At 66.6% G+C, this 21,393-nt stretch carries 25 protein-coding genes and 1 riboswitch; of the genes, 5 read left to right on the top strand and 20 right to left on the bottom strand.

Annotation, left to right across the window (positions count from 1 at the left end; genetic code table 11):
• Positions 1 to 37 precede the first annotated feature (37 nt).
• Together flgM and ABHF91_RS01500 are read left to right on the top strand one after the other, a co-directional pair.
• On the top strand, positions 38 to 331 hold the full coding sequence (flgM, locus tag ABHF91_RS01505; protein WP_409421740.1) for a flagellar biosynthesis anti-sigma factor FlgM: 294 nt from the start codon (positions 38 to 40) through the stop codon (positions 329 to 331).
• Complete coding sequence (locus tag ABHF91_RS01500; RefSeq protein ID WP_409421739.1) at positions 328 to 780, top strand: flagellar protein FlgN; 453 nt, start codon at positions 328 to 330, stop codon at positions 778 to 780. The genes flgM and ABHF91_RS01500 overlap by 4 nt, the downstream gene beginning before the upstream one ends.
• Here the strand turns inward: ABHF91_RS01500 and ABHF91_RS01495 are convergent.
• The 14 genes from ABHF91_RS01495 to ABHF91_RS01430 all read right to left on the bottom strand — a co-directional run bounded on the left by ABHF91_RS01495 (position 749) and on the right by ABHF91_RS01430 (position 14,418).
• A complete protein-coding gene (locus ABHF91_RS01495; RefSeq protein WP_409421738.1) occupies positions 749 to 1,159 on the bottom strand; it encodes a flagellar FliJ family protein in 411 nt (136 codons plus the stop codon). The genes ABHF91_RS01500 and ABHF91_RS01495 overlap by 32 nt on opposite strands.
• Complete coding sequence (locus ABHF91_RS01490) at positions 1,156 to 2,478, bottom strand: FliI/YscN family ATPase (protein ID WP_409421737.1); 1,323 nt, start codon at positions 2,476 to 2,478, stop codon at positions 1,156 to 1,158. The genes ABHF91_RS01495 and ABHF91_RS01490 overlap by 4 nt, the downstream gene beginning before the upstream one ends.
• On the bottom strand, positions 2,472 to 3,161 hold the full coding sequence (locus ABHF91_RS01485) for a FliH/SctL family protein (protein ID WP_409421736.1): 690 nt from the start codon (positions 3,159 to 3,161) through the stop codon (positions 2,472 to 2,474). Before ABHF91_RS01485 ends, ABHF91_RS01490 begins: the two co-directional genes overlap by 7 nt.
• Positions 3,161 to 4,189 (bottom strand): FliG C-terminal domain-containing protein, encoded by a 1,029-nt coding sequence (locus tag ABHF91_RS01480; RefSeq protein WP_409421735.1) that lies wholly within the window; start codon positions 4,187 to 4,189, stop codon positions 3,161 to 3,163. The genes ABHF91_RS01485 and ABHF91_RS01480 overlap by 1 nt, the downstream gene beginning before the upstream one ends.
• A complete protein-coding gene (gene fliF / locus ABHF91_RS01475; RefSeq protein WP_409421734.1) occupies positions 4,176 to 5,885 on the bottom strand; it encodes a flagellar basal-body MS-ring/collar protein FliF in 1,710 nt (569 codons plus the stop codon). The genes ABHF91_RS01480 and fliF overlap by 14 nt, the downstream gene beginning before the upstream one ends.
• A 10-nt stretch (positions 5,886 to 5,895) precedes the next feature.
• A complete protein-coding gene (locus tag ABHF91_RS01470) occupies positions 5,896 to 6,234 on the bottom strand; it encodes a flagellar hook-basal body complex protein FliE (protein WP_409421733.1) in 339 nt (112 codons plus the stop codon).
• Positions 6,235 to 6,259: 25 nt separating this feature from the next.
• Positions 6,260 to 7,657 carry a sigma 54-interacting transcriptional regulator gene (locus tag ABHF91_RS01465; RefSeq protein ID WP_409421732.1) on the bottom strand — a complete coding sequence of 466 codons (1,398 nt, stop codon included), beginning with the start codon at positions 7,655 to 7,657 and terminating at the stop codon, positions 6,260 to 6,262.
• A gap of 153 nt (positions 7,658 to 7,810) precedes the next feature.
• Positions 7,811 to 7,898, bottom strand: a riboswitch (cyclic di-GMP riboswitch).
• 235 nt (positions 7,899 to 8,133) lie between these two features.
• On the bottom strand, positions 8,134 to 10,209 hold the full coding sequence (flhA, locus tag ABHF91_RS01460) for a flagellar biosynthesis protein FlhA (protein WP_409421731.1): 2,076 nt from the start codon (positions 10,207 to 10,209) through the stop codon (positions 8,134 to 8,136).
• 3 nt (positions 10,210 to 10,212) lie between these two features.
• Positions 10,213 to 11,340: a flagellar biosynthesis protein FlhB gene (locus ABHF91_RS01455; protein WP_409421730.1), complete on the bottom strand. Its 1,128-nt coding sequence runs from the start codon at positions 11,338 to 11,340 to the stop codon at positions 10,213 to 10,215.
• A complete protein-coding gene (gene fliR, locus ABHF91_RS01450) occupies positions 11,340 to 12,128 on the bottom strand; it encodes a flagellar biosynthetic protein FliR (protein ID WP_409421729.1) in 789 nt (262 codons plus the stop codon). The genes ABHF91_RS01455 and fliR overlap by 1 nt, the downstream gene beginning before the upstream one ends.
• Entirely contained in the window at positions 12,128 to 12,397 is a 270-nt protein-coding gene (locus tag ABHF91_RS01445; RefSeq protein WP_409421728.1) for a flagellar biosynthetic protein FliQ, read from the bottom strand. The genes fliR and ABHF91_RS01445 overlap by 1 nt, the downstream gene beginning before the upstream one ends.
• Positions 12,394 to 13,146 carry a flagellar type III secretion system pore protein FliP gene (fliP, locus tag ABHF91_RS01440; protein ID WP_409421727.1) on the bottom strand — a complete coding sequence of 251 codons (753 nt, stop codon included), beginning with the start codon at positions 13,144 to 13,146 and terminating at the stop codon, positions 12,394 to 12,396. Before fliP ends, ABHF91_RS01445 begins: the two co-directional genes overlap by 4 nt.
• Positions 13,139 to 13,510, bottom strand: coding sequence for a flagellar motor switch protein FliN (fliN, locus tag ABHF91_RS01435; RefSeq protein ID WP_409421726.1), 372 nt, complete (start codon positions 13,508 to 13,510; stop codon positions 13,139 to 13,141). Before fliN ends, fliP begins: the two co-directional genes overlap by 8 nt.
• Positions 13,511 to 13,527: 17 nt before the next feature.
• Positions 13,528 to 14,418, bottom strand: coding sequence for a FliM/FliN family flagellar motor switch protein (locus ABHF91_RS01430; RefSeq protein WP_409421725.1), 891 nt, complete (start codon positions 14,416 to 14,418; stop codon positions 13,528 to 13,530).
• A gap of 270 nt (positions 14,419 to 14,688) precedes the next feature.
• On the opposite strand from ABHF91_RS01430, the gene parM reads away from it, so the two are divergent.
• The gene (parM, locus tag ABHF91_RS01425) at positions 14,689 to 15,735 is read left to right on the top strand and encodes a plasmid segregation protein ParM domain-containing protein (protein ID WP_409421724.1); all 1,047 of its coding nucleotides are present in this window, start codon (positions 14,689 to 14,691) and stop codon (positions 15,733 to 15,735) included.
• Entirely contained in the window at positions 15,728 to 16,378 is a 651-nt protein-coding gene (locus tag ABHF91_RS01420; protein WP_409421723.1) for a hypothetical protein, read from the top strand. Before parM ends, ABHF91_RS01420 begins: the two co-directional genes overlap by 8 nt.
• A gap of 7 nt (positions 16,379 to 16,385) precedes the next feature.
• Here ABHF91_RS01420 and ABHF91_RS01415 read toward each other — a convergent pair whose 3' ends face one another.
• Positions 16,386 to 16,679, bottom strand: a complete 294-nt coding sequence (locus tag ABHF91_RS01415) for a hypothetical protein (RefSeq protein WP_409421722.1) — start codon at positions 16,677 to 16,679, stop codon at positions 16,386 to 16,388.
• On the opposite strand from ABHF91_RS01415, the gene ABHF91_RS01410 reads away from it, so the two are divergent.
• On the top strand, positions 16,678 to 17,919 hold the full coding sequence (locus tag ABHF91_RS01410) for a transglycosylase SLT domain-containing protein (RefSeq protein WP_409421721.1): 1,242 nt from the start codon (positions 16,678 to 16,680) through the stop codon (positions 17,917 to 17,919). The genes ABHF91_RS01415 and ABHF91_RS01410 overlap by 2 nt on opposite strands.
• Here ABHF91_RS01410 and ABHF91_RS01405 read toward each other — a convergent pair.
• Genes ABHF91_RS01405 through fliL form a run of 5 tightly spaced genes read right to left on the bottom strand, consistent with a single transcriptional unit; the run spans position 17,882 to position 21,389 of the window.
• Positions 17,882 to 18,304, bottom strand: a complete 423-nt coding sequence (locus tag ABHF91_RS01405) for a PilZ domain-containing protein (protein WP_409421720.1) — start codon at positions 18,302 to 18,304, stop codon at positions 17,882 to 17,884. The genes ABHF91_RS01410 and ABHF91_RS01405 overlap by 38 nt on opposite strands.
• Positions 18,301 to 19,329 (bottom strand): OmpA family protein, encoded by a 1,029-nt coding sequence (locus ABHF91_RS01400; protein WP_409421719.1) that lies wholly within the window; start codon positions 19,327 to 19,329, stop codon positions 18,301 to 18,303. The genes ABHF91_RS01405 and ABHF91_RS01400 overlap by 4 nt, the downstream gene beginning before the upstream one ends.
• Positions 19,329 to 20,186, bottom strand: coding sequence for a lateral flagellar motor stator protein LafT (gene lafT / locus ABHF91_RS01395; RefSeq protein ID WP_409421718.1), 858 nt, complete (start codon positions 20,184 to 20,186; stop codon positions 19,329 to 19,331). The genes ABHF91_RS01400 and lafT overlap by 1 nt, the downstream gene beginning before the upstream one ends.
• 9 nt (positions 20,187 to 20,195) lie before the next feature.
• Positions 20,196 to 20,915, bottom strand: coding sequence for a FliA/WhiG family RNA polymerase sigma factor (locus ABHF91_RS01390; RefSeq protein WP_409421717.1), 720 nt, complete (start codon positions 20,913 to 20,915; stop codon positions 20,196 to 20,198).
• A 6-nt stretch (positions 20,916 to 20,921) separates the two neighbouring features.
• On the bottom strand, positions 20,922 to 21,389 hold the full coding sequence (fliL, locus tag ABHF91_RS01385; RefSeq protein WP_409421716.1) for a flagellar basal body-associated protein FliL: 468 nt from the start codon (positions 21,387 to 21,389) through the stop codon (positions 20,922 to 20,924).
• Positions 21,390 to 21,393 lie beyond the last annotated feature (4 nt).

The raw sequence follows: 21,393 nt of genomic DNA, 5'->3' as shown, positions 1-21,393 counted from the left end.
CGGTCGCTCTTACCCTAGGCAACAGACAGGAGGGGGCATGAAGATTACCGACGGCGCCAAGGCGCTGCTGATAGACAACCCGTATGTGGGCCAGATCACCGAGGTGCGGGCGGCGCAGACCGGTGCCACCGACAGCCGTAGCGGTGCCGAGGCCGACTACCAGCTCAGCGCCGACGCCCTGTGGCTGGACCAGGTGCAATCCGCCATGGCGGAGACCGACGAGGTGGACATGGACAAGGTGCAGACCATTCGCCAGTCCCTGGCGGACGGCCAGCTGGATCTGGATCTGACGACCCTGAGCCAGGCCATCCTGGAGATGCATCGCAATTGAACAGTCGGGAGTGCCTGAGCCGGCTGGTGGGGGGTGTCCAGCAGGACATTCTGGATTATCACCTGCTGCGGGAGCTCCTGCTGGCCCAGCATGACCAGCTACGGCAGCGGGACGCCCAGGGACTGACCAGCTCCCTGGAGAGCCAGCGCCAGCTGGTGGCCAAGCTGCAGAGCCGAGCCCGTGAGCGTTCCGACTGGCTGCGCCTTCTGGGCTTCAGCGGCAACGACGGCGGCATGCGCCAGTTGCTGGGTCGCCTGCCGGGCCCGTTACAGGAACGGCTGGCCCCCCATTGGCAGCAGCTGCAGGCGCTGGTGCAGGCCTGCCAGCAGCAAAACGAACGCAACGGTCGCACCCTCTTGTGCCAGCACGAGGTGATCCGCCGCATGCTCTACGGCGAACCCAGCAACGACTACCGGCCTAGTCTCCCCGGCACCAGCGTACCGTATTGAACTCATCCAGCAGGCGCTGCTCCCGGCGGGCGGCCTGGGCCGCCGCCTGGGCCGCCTGCTGACGCAACAGCAACTCCAGTCCCTTCACCTTGCCCAGCAGGGCCCGCCACTGCTGCTCCTGGGCCGCCAGCTGCTGCTCCACCGCCACCACCTTGTCCTGCTGCTGAGCCAGCAGGCGGCGCAGACTCTGCTGCATCTGGTAGTAATTCTCCCGCACCAGCCCCTGGCGTAGATCCAGCGCCTGACCCATCTTGGCCAGGGCTTCGCGCAACTGCTGCACCCGCTGCCGCTCCCGCACCAGCTGATCCTGCAACGCCTGCCGGGCGTCCCCCTGACGGGAGAGCTGCTGGCGCTGCAGATCCAGATAACGGCCCATCATGCCAGCAGCGCCTCCAGCGCCTGCTGACTGGCCGCCAGATCGTAGGCATCATGCAGCCCCTGACGCAGGAAGGACGCCAACTCGGGATAGCGGCGCACCGCCTCGTCCAGCTCGCTGTCGTGACCCGGCTGGTAACCCCCCAGGGGCAACAGCTCCCGCACCTGCTGGTAGCGGGCCAGCAGCTGGCGCAGCCGGGTGGCGCGAGCCAGCTGCTCGGCGCTCACCAGCTGGGGCATGACCCGGCTCACCGAGGCGTTGATGTCGATGGCCGGATAGTGGCCCTGCTCCGCCAGGCGGCGGCTGAGCACCAGGTGGCCGTCCAGGATGGCCCGGGCGGCGTCGGCGATGGGATCTAGCTGATCGTCCCCTTCCGCCAGCACCGTATAGAAGGCGGTGAGGCTGCCCTGGGGGCTGACGCCGTTGCCGGCCCGCTCCACCAGCCGGGTCAGCAGCGAGAAGACGGAAGGGGGATAACCGCGGGTGGCGGGGGGCTCGCCGATAGCCAGGCCAATCTCCCGCTGGGCCTGGGCATAGCGGGTGAGGGAGTCCATCAGCAGCAGGACGTCGTGGCCGGCATCCCGGTAATATTCCGCCAGCCGGTGGCACAGCTCGGCGGCCCGCAGCCGCAACAGGGGGGATTGATCCGCCGGCGCCGCCACCACCACGGCCCGCCGGCGCCCCTCGGCGCCCAGGGCCTGTTCGATGAACTCCCGCACCTCCCGACCCCGCTCGCCGATGAGGCCAACGATGACGATCTGCGCCGAGGTGTAGCGGGTCATCATGCCCAGCAACATGCTCTTGCCCACCCCGGAACCGGCAAACAGCCCCAGACGCTGGCCCTTGCCGGGGGTGAGCAGGGCGTTGATGGCCCGCACCCCCACGTTGAGCGGCTCGGTCACCGGCCGCCGCAGCAAGGGGTTGGGGCTCTGGCCCTGCCAGGCCACCCGCGTGCCGGTCTGGGGCAGCGGCTGGCCGTCCAGCGGTCGCAGCAGGCCGTCCACCACCCGGCCCAGCAGGTGATCCCCCAGTAACAGGCCCGGGGCCTGCTCCGGCGCCCAGACCCGTGCACCGGGATGCAGGCCGTGCACAGGTACCAGGGGCATCAGATAGGTGAACTGGCGATCGAAGCCTACCGCCTCGGCCTCCAGGGGTTCATCCTGGGTCTCCACCAGACAGCGCTGCCCCAGCTGCAGCGGACAACCCACCACCTGCAGGGTCAGGCCAGTGACCTGCAACAGCCGGCCATAGCGGCGGGCCGGCCGGATGGGCGGCAGCTGCCGGCTGCCGGTCAGGCAGGCCTCAAACCAGCCGCTCAGCATGGCTGAGCCTCTTCCAGCAGGGTCGACACCGCCGCCAGGGCCTGGGTCAGGCGCTCGGCACACAGGGATTCCAGGGTAGTGTCCGGCTGCTCCAGCCGGCAGTCCCCCGGTTGCAGGCTGGCACAGGCCTTGAGCGGCCAACCCTGCAACTCGGTGACGCCGATGGCGGCCAGGGCCGCCTGATCCGTCGGGCTCAGCCAGAGGCTCAGATTCTGCGACTCCGCCGGCAGGCCGGCCAGCAGGCGGCTCACCAGATCCGCCACCACCTCGGGATGCTGCCGCAGCTCCTGCTGGATCACCTGGCGCGCCACCTGCTCCACCAGCGCCTCAATGAGCGCCTGTTGTAGGGGGCGCTGTGCCGCCTGCCAGTCGGTCAGGGTGCTCAGCAGCGCCTGCACCGGGGCCAGGGCCTGCTCGAAGGCGGCCCGACCCTGCCGTTCACCCTGTTGCTGGCCACGGGTCAGCCCCTCGGCGCGACCCTGCTCGCGGCCCTCTTCCAGCCCCATGGCCAGCCCCTCTTCGTGGCCGGCCTGACGGCCCTGCTCCAGCCCCTGGTCATAGCCCTGCTGCCAGGCGGTCTGGGGATCCGGCGCCGCCTGGCTGCCCGGCAGACCGGGAAAGTGATAGGGCTTGACCGTCTGGGGACGGGTGGTAACGCTGAGCTTGCGTCCCTGACGCCGCATCAGCTCACCACCTGTTCGTCAAACAGCTGGAACTCTATGCTGCCCTGCTCCACCAGGGCGCGCACCTGCTGCATGATGTCGGCACGGGCCTGCTCCACCTTGCTGAGGGGAATGGCGCCCTGGGCCCGGATCTGGGTCTCCAGGGACTGGGCCATCCGCTTGGGCAGCGCCCCCAGCAGGGCCTTGCGAAAGCTGCCCTCGGTGCCCTTGAGGGCCAGGGCCAGCAGATCGGCGGGGATCTCCTGAAACAGCTCCTGCAACACCTCGGCGTTCTGGCGGGCCAGGGCATCGAAGGTGAACATGCTGCGCTCCACCTCCACCGCCACCCCTTGGTTGTACTGGCGCAGGGTATCCAGCACCCGGCCACGGTCACCGCGGTAGCGGTTGAGGATCTCCGCCACTTGCTTGACGCCGTCCACCTGGGTGCCCGCCAGCTCGGTGACGAACTCCAGGCAGCGGTTGATGGTCAGCCGCAGCTCATGGAGCATGACGTCGTTGATCTCCTTGAGGTTGGCCACCCGAAACAGCAGATCGTCATGGGTATCTGGCGGAAACACCTCCAGCACCGCCGAGGAGAGATCCGCCGGCAGGAAGGAGAGCAGCACCGCCTGCAGCTGGGGGTGCTCCTTGGCAAAGAAGCTGCCGATCACCTCAGGCGGCACCCATTGCAGCAGCTGCAGCTCCTGGCCCACCTCTTCGCCGTACAGGCCATCCAGCATGCTGCGGGCGAAGCGCGGCCCCAGGGCCAGATCCAGCGTCCGCTGCAAATAGAGGCGGGAGGTGCCGTTGATGCCGCTCTGCTCCTGATAGAGGCCGAAGAACTGCTGCAGTATCCACTTCACCTCGACGGTGCTGACGTGCTGCAGCTTGGCGATGGCAGCGCTCAGCTTGCGCACCTCGTCGCGCTTGAGGCGCTTGAAGATCTTGGCGGCGGCCTCCTCCCCCATGCTCAGCATCAGGATGGCCGCCTTCTCCAGATCGTCGATCTGCAGATCCACCGCGGCCTGGTTGAGATTAATTTCGTTCATGTTGTCCGTTCACCCAGAGTTTGAGCACTTCCGTCACCCGCGCCGTCTCCTGCTCCACCATCAGGTGCAGGTGGGCCAGTTGCACATCCAGATCGCTGCCCACCGGCGGCAGCTCATCCACCGACAGGGGCATGGGGGCCGCCTTGGCCGGCACCGGGCTGGTGACGACGGCGGGGGCCTGGACCGGCGACTCGCCGTCGGCCACCAGGCCCTCCGGCAAGGCCGCCAGCGCCTCGTCGTCCCGCTCGGCCCGCTCATGGCGATGCTGCTGCACCAGGTAGTTCACCAGGGGCCGGATGCCCAACAGCACCAGCAGCAGGCACAACAGGGTGCCCATGCCGTAGCGCAGGCTATTCTGGAACAGCGGCTGTTGCCACCAGGCCTCACCGAAGTTGCCCGGGTCCACCGCCGACTCGGTGAAGGGGAAACTGGTCAGGCTGATCTGATCCCCCCGCTCGGCGACAAAGCCCACCGCCCGCTCCACCAGGCCGTGGATCTCGGTGAGCTGATCGGCGCTCCAGCCCTCCTTGGGGGCGGCGTTCTGGTTCAGCAGCACCGACACCTGCAGGTGTTGCAGCCGGCCCTGCTGGAACTGGGTATGGGTGACGGAACGGCCCACCACATAGTCGCGCTTGAACTCGCTGCGCTCGTTGCGGGCGCTCTGGGGTTCCGGCGCTGTGGCGCCGGCGCCGGACACCGTCTGGGGCGGCCGGTTGGACAGGGCCCCCGGGATGCCGGCGGCGATGCGATCCAGGGAGTTGTCCTGCTTGCCGCTCTCGCTGCGCAGCACCGGCTGACCGGGCATGGCCTCCTCGGTCTGCTCCACCTTGTTGAAGTCCACGTCCGCCGCCACCTGGATGCGGAAGTTGTCGCTGCCCAGCATGGGGTAGAGCATGTCGGCGGCCCGCTGGCGGATGTAGTCCTCCAGCCGGCGCACATAGTCGATCTGCTGCACGCTCAAATGACCGCTCTCCCCCTGGCGCAGCTGGGCGCTCAGCAGGCGGCCGGCCTGATCCACTACGGTCACCGCGTCCGGCTTCATGCCGCTGACGCTGCCTGCCACCAGGTTGAGGATGGCCTCCACCTGCCCCGGCTCCAGCTCGGCGCCGGCGGCCAGATCCAGCATCACGGAGGCGGAGGGCTTCTCCTCCTCCCGGCCGACAAACAGGGTGCGTTTGGGGATGGCCAGGTGGACCCGGGCGCTGCGCACCCCATCCAACCCTATGATGGTGCGGGCCAGCTCGCCCTCCAGGGCGTTGCGGTAGCGCATGGTCTCCATGAACTCGCTGGTGCCCAGCCCCACCTTGCCTTCGAGCCCCTCCATGCCGGCGGGCATGGCGGCCCGCACGCCATGGGCCGCCAGACGGATGCGCACCTGGGCCAGCTGGCTCTCGGGCACCAGCACCTGACCGCTGGCCACGTCCAGCTTGAAGGGCACCTGATCCTTCTCCAGCAGCTCGAGGATGTTGGCGGTATCGTACATCTCCTGCCGCCCATATAGGGGCACATAGCTCTGGCCGGCGGTCCACAGGATCACCACTATGCTGGCCGCCACCAGGGCTGCCAGCAGGGCGATGACCAGCACGGAACGGTTGTCCCGGGACTGGCTGCGCCACTGGGCCAACAGGCTGCCTACCGCGGCCTTGGCCTGACCGGCCCGCTCATCCAGGGCCCGTCGCTTGGTCTTCTGATTCATCTATCCCGTCCTACAGCGCCATGTCCATGATGTCGTCCAGGCCGCTCATCAGCTTGTTGCGCACCTGCACCAGGGCCGAGAAGCTCAGGCTGGCCTTCTGGCTGCTGATCATGGTGCCCACCAGATCCGTACTCTCACCGGCCTCCACCGCCTGCATGCGCGCGCTGGCATCCAGTTGCTGGGCGTTGACCCCCTGGATGCTGGCCTGCATATAGCTGGCGAAATCCGCCGGGACGCCGCCCCCCAGAGCCGGCTCCGGTGCGGCCGGTGCAATGCTGGCCGCCTCCGCCGCCAACACCCGCATCTGTTGCATCAGCTCATTTCCCGCCGTCACCGCTTCGATGCTCATGGCATGCTCCTTGTTGTTATGTCCGTCAGATACAGACCAATTGATCGATGTCGATACCCTGATCCCGCATGGCCGCCAGCTTGTAGCGCAGGGCCCGGGTGGTCATGCCCAGGGCCTCGGCGGTGCGGGTTCTGTGGCCCTTGAAACGCTTGAGGGTCTCCAGCACGCACTGGAACTCGGCCAGGCGCTTGCTGGCATGGAGGCTGGGCGCGGGGGCCTCGGCCTCCCGCGGCGCCAGGGGCGCCAGGGGCACCTCCACCAGGGAGACGGCCGCCGGTACCGCCACGCTGGCGGGCATGGGCAGCTGCAGCTCCTCGGGGTGCAGGGTCAGGCCACGGCTCAGGATCAAGGCGCGGCGGATGACGTTCTCAAGCTCCCGCACATTGCCCGGCCAGGGATAGGCCAGCAGCTGCTGGGCCGCAGCCATGCCGATGCGATAGCCCGGCTCAGGGGCGTAGCGGCTGAGAAAGTGCTGGGCCAACGGCAGAATATCGGCGGGGCGCTCCCGCAGCGCCGGCCACTGCAGGGGCAACACGTCCAGCCGGTAGAAGAGGTCCTGGCGGAAGCGGCCCTGCTCCACCATGTTGCGCAGATCCCGGTTGCTGGCGGCTATGATGCGCACGTCCAGCGGGATGCGCTGATGGCTGCCCAACCGCTCCACCTCCCGCTCCTGCAGTACTCGCAGCAGCTTGGATTGCAGCACAAGGGGCAGCTCGCCGATCTCGTCCAGCAGCAGGGTGCCGCCCTGGGCCAGCTCGAACTTGCCGGCCTGGCTCTGGGTGGCCCCCGTGTAGGCCCCCTTGGCGACGCCGAACAGCAGGGCCTCCAGCATGTTTTCCGGGATGGCGGCACAGTTGACCGCCACATAGGGGCCGTTGGCCCGGCTAGAGTGGCGATGAATGAAGCGGGCCAGGCACTCCTTGCCGGTGCCGGACTCGCCGGAGATGAGCACGGAGGCGTCGGCATGGGCGGCGCGACGAGCCAGCTGCAGCACCTGACGAGCAGCATGGGAGCAGACCACCATGTCCGGTTGGGGGGTGAGCAGGCTCAGCAGGTCATCCAGGGCCCGCAACAGCTGCTGCTGTGAACAGGGATGATGCAGATAGTCCATGGCTCCCTGGCGCAGGGCTTCGCCGGCCAGCCGGTTCTGCTGGGCCGCCACCAGCACCAGCTGCAGGCTATCGGGACAACGCTGACGACACTGCTGTACCCAGGCCAGGGCCTGGGCCTCGTCCGGCGCGCTGATCAGTATGATGTCGGCACAACGGGCGGGCAGATCCTCCGGCTGCGCAGCCCAGCTGAGTTGCCAGCCGGCCTGCCGCAGCGTCGCCTCCCAGTCTGGCTGTCGCCCCTTATCCGGCGTCAGCCACACCAGGGAACGCCGCTCGGCATCGAGATCGCCAGAGATATCCCCACTCATCATCTACTACCCCTTTCCAAGCACTCTGTTGCTTATTTTTATTCCGTTGTAAGGCCCGATGCGGTTTTTTTAGGCGAACAAATCCGCATCCGTTTTTAATAAAAAACGAAAGTCACATTCTCGCCGGTGGTTATTTAAAACCAGTCAGCCATGCTATTTGGCAACCCCGCTATCTTGACTCACTTGAGTATTAGACCGGAGGCTTTGCGTCCTGCCCTTTCGGTGCAGTTTGCCTTTTTCAAGTAACCCAGGCGGCTGGTTCTAGATGGCTCTAGAATTGATTCAGCTAGGGATGGGTGTCACGCTCTCCACACCTGACTGCTTATTGCTTTATGTCGCACAAAGTCAACTAGCCAGATGGAGCCACCAAATCTATCACAGCTCGGAAATACATCAACAAAGATCATCTTATTTACGGTTTTTTACGTGCAACCTGTTTATTTAGGCGCAGGTTAGTCTATTCCTGCATTTATTTTGCATTAACCCATTGACCCAATGACATCCATCTGAACAGCGTCCCCCACCTCGTTATAGGAGAGAACATGCAGTCCCTTGGCGAATGTGCGGGCGTAACGGGCCATCAGGGGACGCAATTGCGGCATCACCACCAGCACGGGCACCTGGCCGCCACGCTGCATCTGCTCCAGCACCGACGGCATGCGCTGCTGCAGCTGGGCCAGCAGGTGGGGCTCGATGGGGATGGCATCCAGGGCCACCTTGCCCTGCTGCTGGGCCTGGCGCAGGGCCCCCAACAGGGTCTGCTCCAGCCGCTCCTCCAGGGTGAAGGCCGCCAGCTTGCTGCGCTCGCCCATCAGTTGCCGCAGCAGGGCCCGCCGCAGCACACAGCGCACATCCGCCGCCAGGACGATGGGATCCTTGCTGTGTTCGCTGCTGTCCAGCAGGCTGGTGGCGATGGCACGAATATCCAGCAGGCTGATCTGCTCCCGCAGCAGGGTGCGCAGCACTCTCAGCTGCTGCATGGGGGTCAAGGCCGCCATCAGGGACTCCGACAGCTTGGGCGCTTGAGCCGCCAGCCGCTCGTGCCAGCGGGTCACCTCGTCCAGCCCCAGCAGCTCCTCCAGATTCTCCCGCATCACCTTGCTGGCGTGGGTGGCGATCACCGAGGCTGGCTCGATCACCGAATAGCCCATGTTGAGGGCCTTGGCCCGCGTCTCTGGCAGTATCCACACCGCCTCCATGTCGTAGGCGGGATCCCGGGTCAGAATGCCGTCCAGCTTGCCATACACCTCACCGCTGCTGATGGCCATCAGCCGCTCCGGCTCGATGCGCCCCTGGGCCACCGGCACCCCGGCCAGGCGGATCTGGTACTGCTCCGGCTTGAGGTGCAGGTTGTCCTTGACCCGGATCTCCGGCATCAGGAAGCCGAACTGTTCCGACAGCGTCTTGCGGATGCCCCGCACCCGCTGCAGCAACTCGGCCCCCTTGTTCTGATCCGCCAGCTTCACCAGGCGATAGCCCAGATCCACCACCACGGCATCCACGAAGGGCAGATCCCGCCACTCCAGCTGCTCCCGGGCCGGCTCGCTCTTGCTCTCCACCAGGGCTTCCGCCTGCTCCAGGGCCTGGCGGGCGCTGTCCTGCTGCTGGGCGCGCCAGGCGGCGTAGCCCAGCACGGCGGCGAAGGCCAGGAAGGCGAAGGTGGGCATGCCGGGCACCAAGCCCAGCACCAGCATGACACCGGCGGCGGTGACCATGACCCGCGGGGAGGCCAGCAGCTGCCGACCCACCAGATCGCTCATCTCCCCTTCGTCGTTGACCCGGGTGACTATGATGGCGGCGGCGGTGGACATCAGCAGGGAGGGGATCTGGGCCACCAGACCGTCCCCTATGGTGAGCAGGGCGTAGCGTTGGAAGGCGTCGGCGGCGCTCATGTCGTGCTGGAAGATACCGATGCACAGCCCCCCCACCAGGTTGATGAGCAACACCAGCAGGCCGGCGATGGCGTCACCACGAACGAACTTGGAGGCCCCATCCATGGCGCCGTAGAAGTCCGCCTCCCGGGCGATCTCCTGCCGCCGCTGCTTGGCGCCCTTCTGATCCAGCAGGCCGGCGTTGAGGTCGGCGTCGATGGCCATCTGCTTGCCGGGCATGGCGTCCAGGGTGAAACGGGCGGACACCTCGGAGATCCGCTCGCCCCCCTTGGTGATGACCACGAAGTTGATCACCATCAGGATGACGAACACCACCAGGCCCACCACGTAGTTGCCGCCGATCACCACCTCGCCGAAGGACTGGATCACCTTACCCGCGGCGTCGGCGCCGTTCTGACCGTGCAGCAGCACCACCCGGGTGGAGGCCACGTTCAAGGAGAGGCGCATCAGGGTGGCGATGAGCAGTACCGTGGGGAACAGGGAGAAGTCCAACGGCCGGCGGGCGGAGACCGACACCAGCAGCACCAGCAGCGCCAGCACTATGTTGAAGGTAAACAGGGTATCCAGCAGCCAGGCGGGCAGCGGCAATATCACCATGGCCAGCACCGCCAGCAACAGCAGCGGCACCCCGGTATAGGACTTGGTCAGACTACGCCAGTTCACGCGTTACCTCTTTTGCGACAATTGTACCGGGATCGGCAGATTGGCCAGGGGACGCGGCGGCTTGCCCCGCCCCTGGCGATAGGCCTTGAGCTGCAACACATGGTTGAGCACCTGGGCCACGGCGTTATACAAGGACGCTGGGATCTCCTGATCCACCCGGGTGCTGTGATAGACGGCACGCGCCAGCTCCGGCAGAGCCAGCACAGGCTTGTCCAGCTCACCGGCCAGCTCGCGGATCCGCAGGGCCATCTCGTCCACCCCCTTGGCCACCACATAGGGCGCCTGGGCCTTGCGCTGGTCATAGCGCACCGCCACCGCATAGTGGGTGGGGTTCACCAGCACCACGTCCGCCTGGGGCAGCCGCCGTTTCAGCTGGGCGCGGGACAGCATCACCTGCATGCGCCGCAGCCGCATCTTCACCTCAGGGCGGCCCTCGACGTTCTGCCGCTCCTCCTTGATCTCCTGCTTGCTCATCCGCAAGCCCTTGAGCAACTGCCACTGCTGCAGCGGCACGTCGATCAGAGCGATAAAGGCCAGGATCAGCCCCATGCACAACCAGGCCCCCGACAATATCTGCAGCCCCTGCTCCAGGGCCTCTGCGAAGGGCGCCCGACTCAGGCTCACCAGGGTGGTGCTGTTCTGCCGCAGCAGCAGCCAGAGGGCGGTGCCCACCAGCAGCACCTTGAGCAGGGCCTTGCCCGCCTCCGCCAGGTTGCGGCCGGAGACCATGCGCCCCAGCCCCGCCAGCGGGTTAAAACGGTTGGGCTTGGGTATCAGATTGTCCCACACCAGCACGGGGCCGCCGGGCAGCATGCCCAGCAGCACCAGGGTCAGTCCCAGCAGGGCGAAGGGCGGCAGCAACAGCCCCACCATGGCCAGCAGCGCCTCCCCCAGGCGGCTGACCATCAGCCAGGGGGTACGGGCCTGCAGAAAGTCCAGATTGAACTGGTAGCGCATCTGCTGGGCAAAGAAGTTGCCGAACGCCGCCGCCCACACCTTGAGAGCCAGGCTGCCGATGAGCAGCAGGCCGGCGCTCACCAGCTCCCGGGAACGGGCCACCTGGCCCTTGCGGCGGGCCTGTCTCAGGCGGCGGGGTGTGGCCGCTTCGCTGCGGTCCTGGGCGTCCGCCATCAGGCGCTCCCCATCAGCCGGTTCAGGCCGTCAAACAGGTTCTCCACCAGTTCCATGTAGCGACCCGGCACACCGCTTAAGGTCAGCAGCAGGGCAAACAGCCCCACCAGCATGCTCAGGGGGAAACCCAGAGAGAAGATATTGAAGGCCGGGGCGGTACGGTTCATCACCCCGAAGGCCAGGTTCACCAGCAGCATGGCCACCATGGCCGGGAAGGCCAGAGCCAGAGCGCCACTGAAACACCAGGCCACCAGGTGCCAGATCTGGCTCAAGTCCAGATCATAGAGACTGCTGCCCGGTGGCCAGCGCCGCAGGCTGTCCACCAGCAGATCCAGCGCCACCAGGTGGCCGTTCAGGGTCAAAAACAGCAGGCCGCACAGCAGGGTCATCAGCTCCCCCACCACGGGAGCGTTGCCGCCGTGCAGGGGATCGTTCACCACCGCCATGGCCAGGCCCATCTGCTGGGCCAGAACGTGGCCGGTGAGCCCCAGCAGCCAGAACAGGCACTGGACGCCGAAGCCGAACAGCAGACCGAACAGTATCTGCCCCAGGCTCAACAGCAAGGTGGCGGGGGACAGGGGATCCACCGGCGGCAGCTGGCCCTGCAGCATGGGCGCCACCAGCAGGGCCAGCAGGAAGCCCAGCACCAGGCGCAGCCGCACTGTGACCCGGTAGTCACCCAGCAGGGGCATGGCCCAGAAGGCGGCGGTGAAGCGCACGAAGGGCCACCACCACTGGCTGAACCAGCCGGCCAGCAGCTCGGCTGCCGGCAGCTGCCAGAGGGCCATCAGCCGATGGCTCCGGGGATATGCTGGAAGATGCCCTGAAACAGGCTGATGATCTGCCGCAAGATCCAGGGGCCGGTGAACACCAGCACCAGCAGGGTGACGATGAGGCGCGGCAAAAAGCTCAGGGTCTGCTCCTGGATCTGGGTGGCGGTCTGCACGATGCTCACCAGCAGGCCCACCAGCAGGCTGGGCACGATCAGGATCATCACCAGGGTGATCACCAGGGTCACCCCCTGGCTCACCAGGCCAACACTCTGCTCGGGACTCATGGCGACAGATCCCCGAAGCTGGCCGCCAGGGAGCCCACCGTCAGGGCCCAGCCATCCACCAGCACGAACACCATCAGCTTGAAGGGCAGGGAGATCACCAGAGGCGAGAGCATCATCATGCCCATGGCCATCAGCACGCTGGCTACCACCAGATCGATGACCAGGAAGGGGATGAACAGCATGAAGCCGATCTGGAAAGCGGTGCTCAGCTCACTGAGCACGAAGGCCGGCAGCAGCACGCCGAACGGCACCTGCTCCGGCGTCAGGGTCAAAGGCTCATCGGCGATGCGCAGCACCTGCTCCAGATCGCTCTCCCGGATCTGGCGCAGCATGAAGCGCCGTACCGGCACCTCGGCCTTGTCCAGCGCCTGCTCCAGGGTCAGGCTTCCCTGGTCGTAGGGGAGAAACGCCTCCGTGTAGACGGTCTGCCACACGGGCCGCATGATGAGCAGCGTCAGGGTCAGGGCGATGCCCAGCAGCACCCGGTTGGGGGGGCTGGACTGCAACCCCAGCGCCTGGCGCAGTATGGCCAGCACTATGATGATGCGGGTGAAGCTGGTCATCATCAGCAGCAGGCTGGGCAACAGGCCCAGCAGGGTCATGAAGAAGAGGATCTGAAGCTTGACGTGGTAGTCCTGGGCGCCATCGGCCCCCGGCGTCACGGAAAACAGCGTCATATCCGCCCCCTGACAGGGCAGGGCCAGCCCGCCCAGCAGCAGGGCCGGCCAGAGCCAGACGAGCTTACGCATCCAGGCCATCGAGCAGTTGTTCATCCACCACCTCGGTGAGGCGCAGACCGTACTTGCCGTTGATCAGCACCACCTCGCCCCGGGCCAGTAGATGGCCGTTGACCCGCACATCCAGGGGCGCGCCGGCGGGCTTGTCCAGCTCCAGCACGCTGCCCTTGCCGGCCTGCATCAACTCCCCCAGCGGCAGCTCGGTACTGGCCACCTCCAGGGTGACCCGTACCGGGATCTGGCGGAAGAAACGCAGGTCCCGCTGCCGGGGCTCGCTGCTGATGGGGACGGACAGATCCATTTCCTCGGGCTTGTCGAACAGGCTGTCAATGCCGTCCAGACCCAGGTCCATCAGCGTCTCTGGGGTATCACTCATGGCTCGCTCCTTTGCGATCAGGCCACTACCTGGAACACCAGGTAGCCTTGATGTTCGGCCACATGGCCTTTGAAACAAGGCAGGCCGCCGAGGCCTGCCGGCATGGGATCCTGCATGTCCAGGGGCAGTATGTCCCCTACCTGCAGCTGACTCACCTCAGCCAGATTCATTTGCCACTCTTGCATCTGCACGATCACGCGCACCGGCACGGCCCGTAGGGCCTGCTCCAGCTCGACCGCCAGATCCGCCGCCTCGGCCGCCGCGTCGTCGGCCGGCAGGGGCCAGTAGAAACGCCAGTGGAACAGGTGGCTACCGAGCCGCAATTGCAGCCGGCTACGGGCCCAGCAGCCGCGAGCCGGCGGCTGGTTGGGGGACAGCAAGGGCACCTCCCAGGGCAACACCAGCCCCAGGCGGGCGCCCAGGGCATTGAGCTGCTCCGCCAGCAGACGCTGTAGCAGTCGCCATTCGGTATCAGATGGCGCCCGGGCCGGCTGGGGCCGCGGCGACGGCAGGCCGCCGAAGAACAGCTCCGCCAGGCGGAACAGCTCGTCGGCGGCGATCTGCATCAGGCCACAGCCCAGGCCGCCCGCCGGCAGCACGGGGGCCTGGTAGACCCCCCACAGCAGGCTGGCGGTATCCGTCTCCTGGGGCAGGCCCCGGGTAAAGCTGGCCGCCCCATCGCACAGCTCGAAGGGGGATAACTCCAGCCGACACTCCAGGCCGTTGAACAGGCCACCCAGGGTGCGTTGCAGTCCCGCCATCAGGGAGGGCAGCTGGGCATCCAGGTGGGCACAGCGCTCGCTGATGGCGCTCTGGGCCTGCAGCAGATCCACCCGGGGGCAGTCAGCCCCCGCGGCGGGGGGAAGGATCCGGGATGTCTTGGCATCCAATACATCAGGACGGGACATGGCGGCTTCGTCTCCTCACAAACATTGACAACCCGGCGTCGACAGAGCGATTCCGTTTGAACCATTAAAGACCGACCCACAACCGCGGGAATACCGGCCACACCGACCGGCAGATGAAGACTCCAACCCGGAGCGGAAGCAACACTTCCGCACGGAAGCTTATTCTGCGGAAGTTTATTTCCGCGATATTTTAATTTGCCACAGTGCATTTTCATCATATTATGGTCGACATTCAACCAATTTCTTAGTCGATCTGTGAGTAACCCTGAAATGTCTATTCCGCAACTGAAGCTGGCCATCGACGATGGCTCCACCAACGTGAAGGTAAGCTGGATCGAGCAAGGCACCCTCAGGACCATCATCTCCCCCAACTCCTTTCGCAAGGAGTGGAAGAGCGCGGCCCTGCTCAAGGGGCAGAAGGTGTTCAACTACCTGATCGGCAGCACCAAGTACACCTACGACGCCACCTCCGACAAGGCCCTCTCCACCACCCATGTGCAATACCAGTACGACGATCTGAACCTGCTGGCGGTGCACCACGCCCTGCTGCAGACCGGCCTGGCCCCCAGCCCGGTGAGCATAGTGGTGACCCTGCCCATCACCGAGTACTACAACCCGGACGACTGCCAGCGCAACGAGGCCAAGATCGCCGCCAAGCGCCACAACCTGATGCGGGAGATCAGCCTCAACAAGGGGGAGCTGTTCGAGATAGTGGAGGTGGAGGTGATGCCCGAGAGCCTGCCGGCCGCCCTATCCTGCCTGCTGGGCTCAGACTGCAACGAGTTCACCAAGTCCCTGGTGATCGACTGCGGCGGCACCACCCTGGACATGGGCATCATAGTCGGCCGGTTCGATGACGTGTCCGCGGTCTACGGCAACAACGAGATCGGCGTCTGCATGGTCACCGACGTGGCCCGCAAGGCCCTGGCGGCCGCCGACAGCGACGCCAGCTACCTGGTGGCCAACGAGCTGATCAAGCGCCGCCAGGACATGAACTTCGTGCGCAGCGTGGTGAACGACGAATCCCAGATCCCGCGGATCCTCGACAAGATTGAGACCCGCATCCAGGAGCTGGGTGACCAGATCGCCTACGAGGCCAAGAAGTTCGCCAAGCACCCCAACCGGGTGTTCCTGGTGGGGGGCGGCGCGCCCCTGATCGAACAGGCCATCCGCCAGGCCTACCCCAGTCTGGGGGACAAGGTGGTGCTGGTGAACAACGCCCAGAGCGCCCTGGCCCGGGAGATCTGCCTGTATCACGCCGACGACGCGGCCCTGCAGACCGCCGAGCCTGTGCTGCTCGAGGTGGGCGATGAGTAACGCCAGCGCCAAGAAGCTGAGCCTGGCCCTCTACCTGAATCCGGCCACCTCCCAGGCGGATCGCTATGCGGTGGGGGCCCTGCAGCAGTGGTACAGCACCGCCAAGCGCAGCCACGACAACCGCCACGATCTGGAGATGGTGGTGCGGCTGTTCCACCGGGACATCTACCTAGCTGGCCTCTACCTGCACCTGCTCAGCCCCCGGCTCTGCCAGGGGGTCGCCGGTGCCCTGGATCACCACAACGTCAACCTGGTGACCCTGCAGCAGCTGTGCAGCGCCAGCGGCCTGACCTGGGAGTCCAGCGGCCCTCGCCAGGACGGCTTCAGTCCCACCCAGGTGGCCCAGCTGCAGCAATTGCTGCAGACCCAGGCCAACGAGGAGCCGGCCGCCGTCCCCGCCGACGGTCCGGCCCTCGAGCAACTGCTGAGCCAGCAGGCGGATCTGCTGGCCGAGGTGCAGGCGCTGCGGACCCTGGTGCAGCAGCAGGCCCAGGCGCTCTCACGCCTGCCCGCCGGCCAGCCCGCCGTGCTGCGCGCCGTGTCGGCCAATGCCAATGGGGTGCAAAGCGAGAGCAACGTCCTGAGCGAGCTGGTGCCGGATCCGGACGAACTGCGCCAGATCCGCAAGAAAGGCCTGTTCTAGGCCGGAGTCAGAAGAAGTGACGCGAGAGGCCCGCCATCAGCAGCAGGGAGGCCACCAGCAGGGGATAGAGCAGGTGATAGCGGCCCTGGGGGTAATAGCAGCGGGCCCAGCGTACCAGCAGCAGGTGCAACGCCACCAGCAGCAGGGGCAGCAGCCACTGGCGCAGGCCGCCGAGCCGCTGGCCAGCCACCAGGTAACCGCAGATCCCCACCAGCTCCAGCAGGATAAACGCGAACAGACACTTGTACGCCAGGGAGGCCGGCTTGGCGTGCGGGGTGACACGGGCGGTGTGATTGTCCATGGCTAAGGCTCCCTCGGCTACCGATGAATTACATCATGCCCCACTCCCGGCCGAGCGGTGTGCCGCCCAGGCCACAGAACCTGGCAAGCGCCGGCGCCGCCTGGGGTGCCTGCTGCTGCTGAGCCTGCTGATCCCGCCTGGGTTGCTGGCCCAGCCTGCCGACGACTGGCCGCCCCTAGCCGCCTCGCCCCTGCTGCCGACCCTGGCCAGCCAGGAGGCCCAGCAGCGCATCGCCCAGGAGCGCCTGCTGCTGCTGAAACGGCGGGACTACCTGCAAAACCGCCTCAGCCAGGCCCTGCCCCTGCTGCGCCTCATCCATCAGGAGGTGCGCCGTCGCCAGCTGCCGGCCCTGCTGGCCCTGCTGCCCCTGGTGGAGAGCGGTTACCGGCCGGACGCCCGCTCCCCGGTGGGGGCCCTGGGCCTGTGGCAGCTGATGCCCGCCACCGCCATGCGTTACGGCGTGCCCGTCGCCACCGCCTACGACGGCCGGCTGGCGGTGCCCCAGGCCACGGACGCGGCCCTGAGTTACCTGACGGATCTGCACCAGCTGTTCGACGGCGACTGGCTGCTGGCCCTGGCGGCCTACAACTGTGGCGAGAACCGGGTGAAGCGGGTGCAGCAGCAGAGTCAGCAGAGCCAGTACTGGCAGCTGCCCCTGCCGGAGGAGACCCGCCGCTACGTGCCCCGCCTGCTGGCCCTGGCCCAGCTGTTGAGCCAGCCGGCCCGCTACGGCCTGCAGCTGCCACCCTGGAACTTGGGAGACAGCCTGAGCGTGGTGCACTATCCCGGCCCACTGTGGCTGCAGGATCTGGCGGCCCAGAGCCGCTGGTCCAATGCCCGTCTGCTGGCCTACAACCCGGCGTTAGCCGGTGGCTGGCTCCCGGCGGGCCAGGGCTATGCCCTGCTGCTGCCTCGCCAGGGGGCGGCCCGTCCGCGCCGAGTGGTCACCCGCCGAGTCGAACCCCGCCACCCGCTGGCCGCCTTGCCGCCCCTGGTCAACCTCTCCTTGGCGCGGGATCCGCTGATCCTGCTTCACCTGGTCGACGAGGCCCCGGGCGGTCTGGATCTGGCCCCCCACCCCCTGCTGCCGGAGGCGGGCTCACCGCTAGTGACTGTGCCCAGCGGCGTCCTGATCCAGCCGACGGTCCAGCCCCTGGCCACCCAGGCCCGGGCGCCGGCGGATCTGAGCCCTCGACCGCTGCTTAGCACACCAGCAGGCACAGCCGGGCATAGCGGCTGATGGCCCGGGCCAGCTGCCGGTGGGACATACCGTGCCAGCGGGCACCGTAGAACACCAGCTCCTGGCTCACCGGCCGGCGATGCAGTATCTCGCAACGCAGCACCTCCTGCTCGGCCAGCACCACCAGCACCTGATCCGGCAGCTCATACCGCCGCGGGGCCAGAAAACCCACCCCCCCCATACTCATGTCCTTGATGACAATCCGGCCGATGAGGCTGTCAAACAGCACCCCGGGCCGGCGCAGCTCGGCGGCTATGCCCCGGGTCTGCTCGGCGAAGGGCACCTCGGGATCGTGAAAGTACCAGCGGGGATAGTAGCGGCGTCCCGTCTCCCACGGCGGTGGGGATGCCGGCCCGATCAGCTCCTCATCGGCTTGCTTGGTCATGGCGACTCCTGCTGCGGGGCGCTGGCGCCCGAGGCCTCCAGCAACTGGGCCCCCAGCCGCTGCACCTGATCCTGGATCTGCCGGCGGTCAGCGGCGCTGTTCTGAACCGGCTGCGGTCCGGCGCTGCCCGGCGCGCTGGCGAACAGGGCCGCCAGTTGGGCCTCCGCCGCCTGGTTGAGCAGCAGCAGCTCGATGCGCCGGTTGACACTGGCGGTGGGGGCGTCGGGCTGGGCCAGGGCGGTATCTCCCATGGCCAGCACCTGGGCCACCTGCCCGGCCGGCAGGCCGCCGGCCACCAGCACCCGGCGGGCCATCTGGGCACGATCGCCGGACAGCTCCCAGTTGCTGTAGTTGCCGTCGGGATAGGGCACGCTATCGGTGTGGCCGGAGACCATCAGGCGGTTGTCCACGCTGCCCAGCACGGGGGCCAGGGCCCGCAGCAGCTGGTAGAAGAAGGGGCTCAGCTGGGTGCTGCCCCGGCTGAACATCTGTCGGGCGTCGTCGTCGCGGATCTGGATGCGCAGCCCCTGGGGCACCAGTTGCAACGCCAGGTTGTTGCGGGTCTCCAGCTGCTGCCCCAGGCGGGCGATGGCGTCGGCCATGCGCTGCATCTGGGCCGGGCTGTTGAGCCGGCCATGCAGCCGCTCGGGATCCTTGCCCGCCGGGTAGCGGCGGGCCTGATCCCGATGGAAGGCATCGTTGGGCGGGTTGCGCACGCCCTCCTCGGTATAGGAGGGCGCTATCTGCTCCAGCACCGAGGGATTACCCTCCAGATCGATGGGAAAGGGGCTGTTCTTGATGTCGAACGGGTTGGCCTCGTTGTCCATCAGGCTGTAGTCCCGCAGGTGGGTGGCCAGCACCGTGCGTTCGGTCTGGGTGGAGATGGCCAGGATCCACAGCACCAGGAACAGGGACATCATGGCCAGGGTGAAGTCGGCAAACGCCACCTTCCAGGCGCCGCCGCCCTTGGGTCCGCCCACCGAGGGGCGCTTGCGCTTGATGATGATGGTGTCGGTCTTGCGCATCACATGGCCCTGTGGGTAACCCACTCTTCCATGTCGATGAAGCGGGGTTTGATGTTGGGCTCCATGGTCTTGCGACCGGCATCCACCGCCAGCAGCGGGACCTTGCCCTGACTATGGGACACCAGTATGGCCTTAACGCACTCCAGCATGGCGATGCGCCGGCGCACCAGCCCCTCCAGGGCGCTGCTGGCGGGTTCCAGCAGACAGTAACAGAGGAAGATACCGATGAAGGTGCCCACCAGGGCCGCGGCCACGTGGATGCCAATGCCAGACAGGGGACCATCCAGCTGCTGCATGGTGATGATGATGCCCATCACCGCCGCCAGTATGCCGAAGCCGGGGCAGGCCTCTCCGGTGCGGTGCAGGGCGTGGGCGGGCTTGAGCATGTCCTCCTGCATCACACCAATCTCGTGCTCCAGCAGGCCCTCCAGCTCATGGGGCGCTATCTTGCCCATGCTCAGCAGGCGGAAGTTATCGGTGATGAAGGTCAGCAGTAGGGGGTTCTCCTCCACCAGGGGGTAGCTGAGGAATACCGAGCTCTGGCCAGGTGCCTCTATGTGCTCGTCCAGCGCCTTGAGGCCGCGCATCTGCACCTCGTCGAGCAGGTGATGCATCAGGGTCAACAGCTCCCGGTATACGTCGTTCTCGTCCGGATGCTTGCCGATCAGGGTCTTCAGCTGTTCCTTCATCTCCAGCAGCACCTCCTTGGAGTTGCCGATGACCATGGAGCCACACGCAGCCCCCAGGATGATCAGCATCTCAGAGGGCTGCCAGAGGGCCAGCAGCCGGCCGCTGGCCATCATGAAACCGCCGAACACGCAGACCAGCACCACCCCGATCCCCACGAAAATTTGCATCTTTCCTCCTCAGAGACATTCCGCCAGACGGCTGTTGAGATGGGCCAGGCACTGCTTGTGCAACTGACAGACCCGCGACTCGGTGAGATTCAGCACCAGGGCGATCTCCTTCATGTTCAGCTCATGCTGGTAATACAGGGACAAGAGCAACTGCTGCCGCTTGTCCAGACTGGCCAACAACTGCTGCAGGGTCAGCTGCAGCTCCATCCGCTGGGCCTCGCACTCCCCGCCCCAATCGCCGCCCAGCTTCTCCAGCAGTTCGTCGAAGCTGTGCATGGCCTCGGCCTGACTGGCATAACCCAGCTCCCGCACCGTTGCCAACGGCACCGCCATGGAGGCGGCCAGCTCGGCCTCGCTGGGAGGACGCCCCAGCTGGTTGAGCAGGGCCCGGCTGTGCTGGTTGAACACATTGGCCTGCTGGCGCAGCTGGCGGGGACGCCAGTCCTGGCGGCGCAGCTCGTCGAGAATGGCTCCGCGGATCCGCTTGAAGGCGAAATACTCGAACTGCTCGTCCGGCGGGCCATAGCGGCGCAGCGCCTCCAACAGCCCCAGCAGGCCGATCTGTTCCAGATCATCCCGCCCCAGCACGGTACCCACCTGGCTACGCAGGTGCCCCACTACCCGGCGCACCAGGTGGAGGTAAGGCAACAGCAGCGTCTGCTCCTCGGCGGGGCTCCAGCGCGGACCGGGGAAGCTGCCGGTCTCCGCCGCCCACTGCATCTCCTGCATCCGGGCCTACTGCACCACGACCTTGGTGATCAGCACCTCATCCAGCGCCGCCTGTTCGCCGTAGTTCTGGATGGTGGCTCTCAGTGTGTTGGCCAGCTGGCTCTGCAGGGCGTCCAGTTGATGCAGATCCGCGTTGACCTCCTCCTGCTTGCGCTTGCTGAATTGCTGAATGACGGCATTGCGCAGCACCGGCATCAGGGCGTCGTACACGGCGCTCTGAGCCGGGTCATGGGTCACCAGGGAGAGCTCCAGCAGCAGATAGTGCAGACCGTCGTCGCCCTCCAGGGTGATGACGAACTTCTCCATCGGTTTGAACAGCGGCCGGGTGCTCAGGGCCGGTACCACCGGCTTCTTGTCAAACCATTCGCTGTACAGGGACGACTGGCTGACGAAGGCCAGGGTGCCGGCCACGCTCAGGCCCACCAGTAGGATGCCGGCCAGCAGTCGGCCAAACAGACGCTTGTTGAGAGTCATGCGC

The sequence above is a fragment of the Pseudaeromonas aegiceratis genome (assembly GCF_046254905.1).
Lineage (GTDB): Bacteria > Pseudomonadota > Gammaproteobacteria > Enterobacterales > Aeromonadaceae > Pseudaeromonas > Pseudaeromonas aegiceratis.
The sequence above is the reverse complement of the archived record's forward strand: the minus strand, read 5'-3'. Positions and strand labels throughout refer to the sequence as shown.

Excerpts from the sequence above, each read along its gene's own strand:
- fliF (WP_409421734.1), bottom strand. The coding sequence starts at position 5,885 with ATGAATCAGAAGACCAAGCGACGGGCCCTGGATGAGCGGGCCGGTCAG.
- ABHF91_RS01480 (WP_409421735.1), bottom strand. The coding sequence starts at position 4,189 with ATGAACGAAATTAATCTCAACCAGGCCGCGGTGGATCTGCAGATCGAC.
- ABHF91_RS01410 (WP_409421721.1), top strand. The coding sequence starts at position 16,678 with ATGGCTAAGGCTCCCTCGGCTACCGATGAATTACATCATGCCCCACTC.
- ABHF91_RS01420 (WP_409421723.1), top strand. The coding sequence starts at position 15,728 with ATGAGTAACGCCAGCGCCAAGAAGCTGAGCCTGGCCCTCTACCTGAAT.
- ABHF91_RS01490 (WP_409421737.1), bottom strand. The coding sequence starts at position 2,478 with ATGCTGAGCGGCTGGTTTGAGGCCTGCCTGACCGGCAGCCGGCAGCTG.
- fliN (WP_409421726.1), bottom strand. The coding sequence starts at position 13,510 with ATGAGTGATACCCCAGAGACGCTGATGGACCTGGGTCTGGACGGCATT.
- lafT (WP_409421718.1), bottom strand. The coding sequence starts at position 20,186 with ATGCAAATTTTCGTGGGGATCGGGGTGGTGCTGGTCTGCGTGTTCGGC.
- fliR (WP_409421729.1), bottom strand. The coding sequence starts at position 12,128 with ATGGCCCTCTGGCAGCTGCCGGCAGCCGAGCTGCTGGCCGGCTGGTTC.
- ABHF91_RS01445 (WP_409421728.1), bottom strand. The coding sequence starts at position 12,397 with ATGAGTCCCGAGCAGAGTGTTGGCCTGGTGAGCCAGGGGGTGACCCTG.
- fliL (WP_409421716.1), bottom strand. The coding sequence starts at position 21,389 with ATGACTCTCAACAAGCGTCTGTTTGGCCGACTGCTGGCCGGCATCCTA.
- ABHF91_RS01405 (WP_409421720.1), bottom strand. The coding sequence starts at position 18,304 with ATGACCAAGCAAGCCGATGAGGAGCTGATCGGGCCGGCATCCCCACCG.
- ABHF91_RS01495 (WP_409421738.1), bottom strand. The coding sequence starts at position 1,159 with ATGATGGGCCGTTATCTGGATCTGCAGCGCCAGCAGCTCTCCCGTCAG.
- ABHF91_RS01455 (WP_409421730.1), bottom strand. The coding sequence starts at position 11,340 with ATGGCGGACGCCCAGGACCGCAGCGAAGCGGCCACACCCCGCCGCCTG.
- parM (WP_409421724.1), top strand. The coding sequence starts at position 14,689 with ATGTCTATTCCGCAACTGAAGCTGGCCATCGACGATGGCTCCACCAAC.
- ABHF91_RS01400 (WP_409421719.1), bottom strand. The coding sequence starts at position 19,329 with ATGCGCAAGACCGACACCATCATCATCAAGCGCAAGCGCCCCTCGGTG.
- ABHF91_RS01415 (WP_409421722.1), bottom strand. The coding sequence starts at position 16,679 with ATGGACAATCACACCGCCCGTGTCACCCCGCACGCCAAGCCGGCCTCC.
- ABHF91_RS01465 (WP_409421732.1), bottom strand. The coding sequence starts at position 7,657 with ATGATGAGTGGGGATATCTCTGGCGATCTCGATGCCGAGCGGCGTTCC.
- ABHF91_RS01485 (WP_409421736.1), bottom strand. The coding sequence starts at position 3,161 with ATGCGGCGTCAGGGACGCAAGCTCAGCGTTACCACCCGTCCCCAGACG.
- ABHF91_RS01430 (WP_409421725.1), bottom strand. The coding sequence starts at position 14,418 with ATGTCCCGTCCTGATGTATTGGATGCCAAGACATCCCGGATCCTTCCC.
- fliP (WP_409421727.1), bottom strand. The coding sequence starts at position 13,146 with ATGCGTAAGCTCGTCTGGCTCTGGCCGGCCCTGCTGCTGGGCGGGCTG.
- ABHF91_RS01390 (WP_409421717.1), bottom strand. The coding sequence starts at position 20,915 with ATGCAGGAGATGCAGTGGGCGGCGGAGACCGGCAGCTTCCCCGGTCCG.
- ABHF91_RS01470 (WP_409421733.1), bottom strand. The coding sequence starts at position 6,234 with ATGAGCATCGAAGCGGTGACGGCGGGAAATGAGCTGATGCAACAGATG.
- flgM (WP_409421740.1), top strand. The coding sequence starts at position 38 with ATGAAGATTACCGACGGCGCCAAGGCGCTGCTGATAGACAACCCGTAT.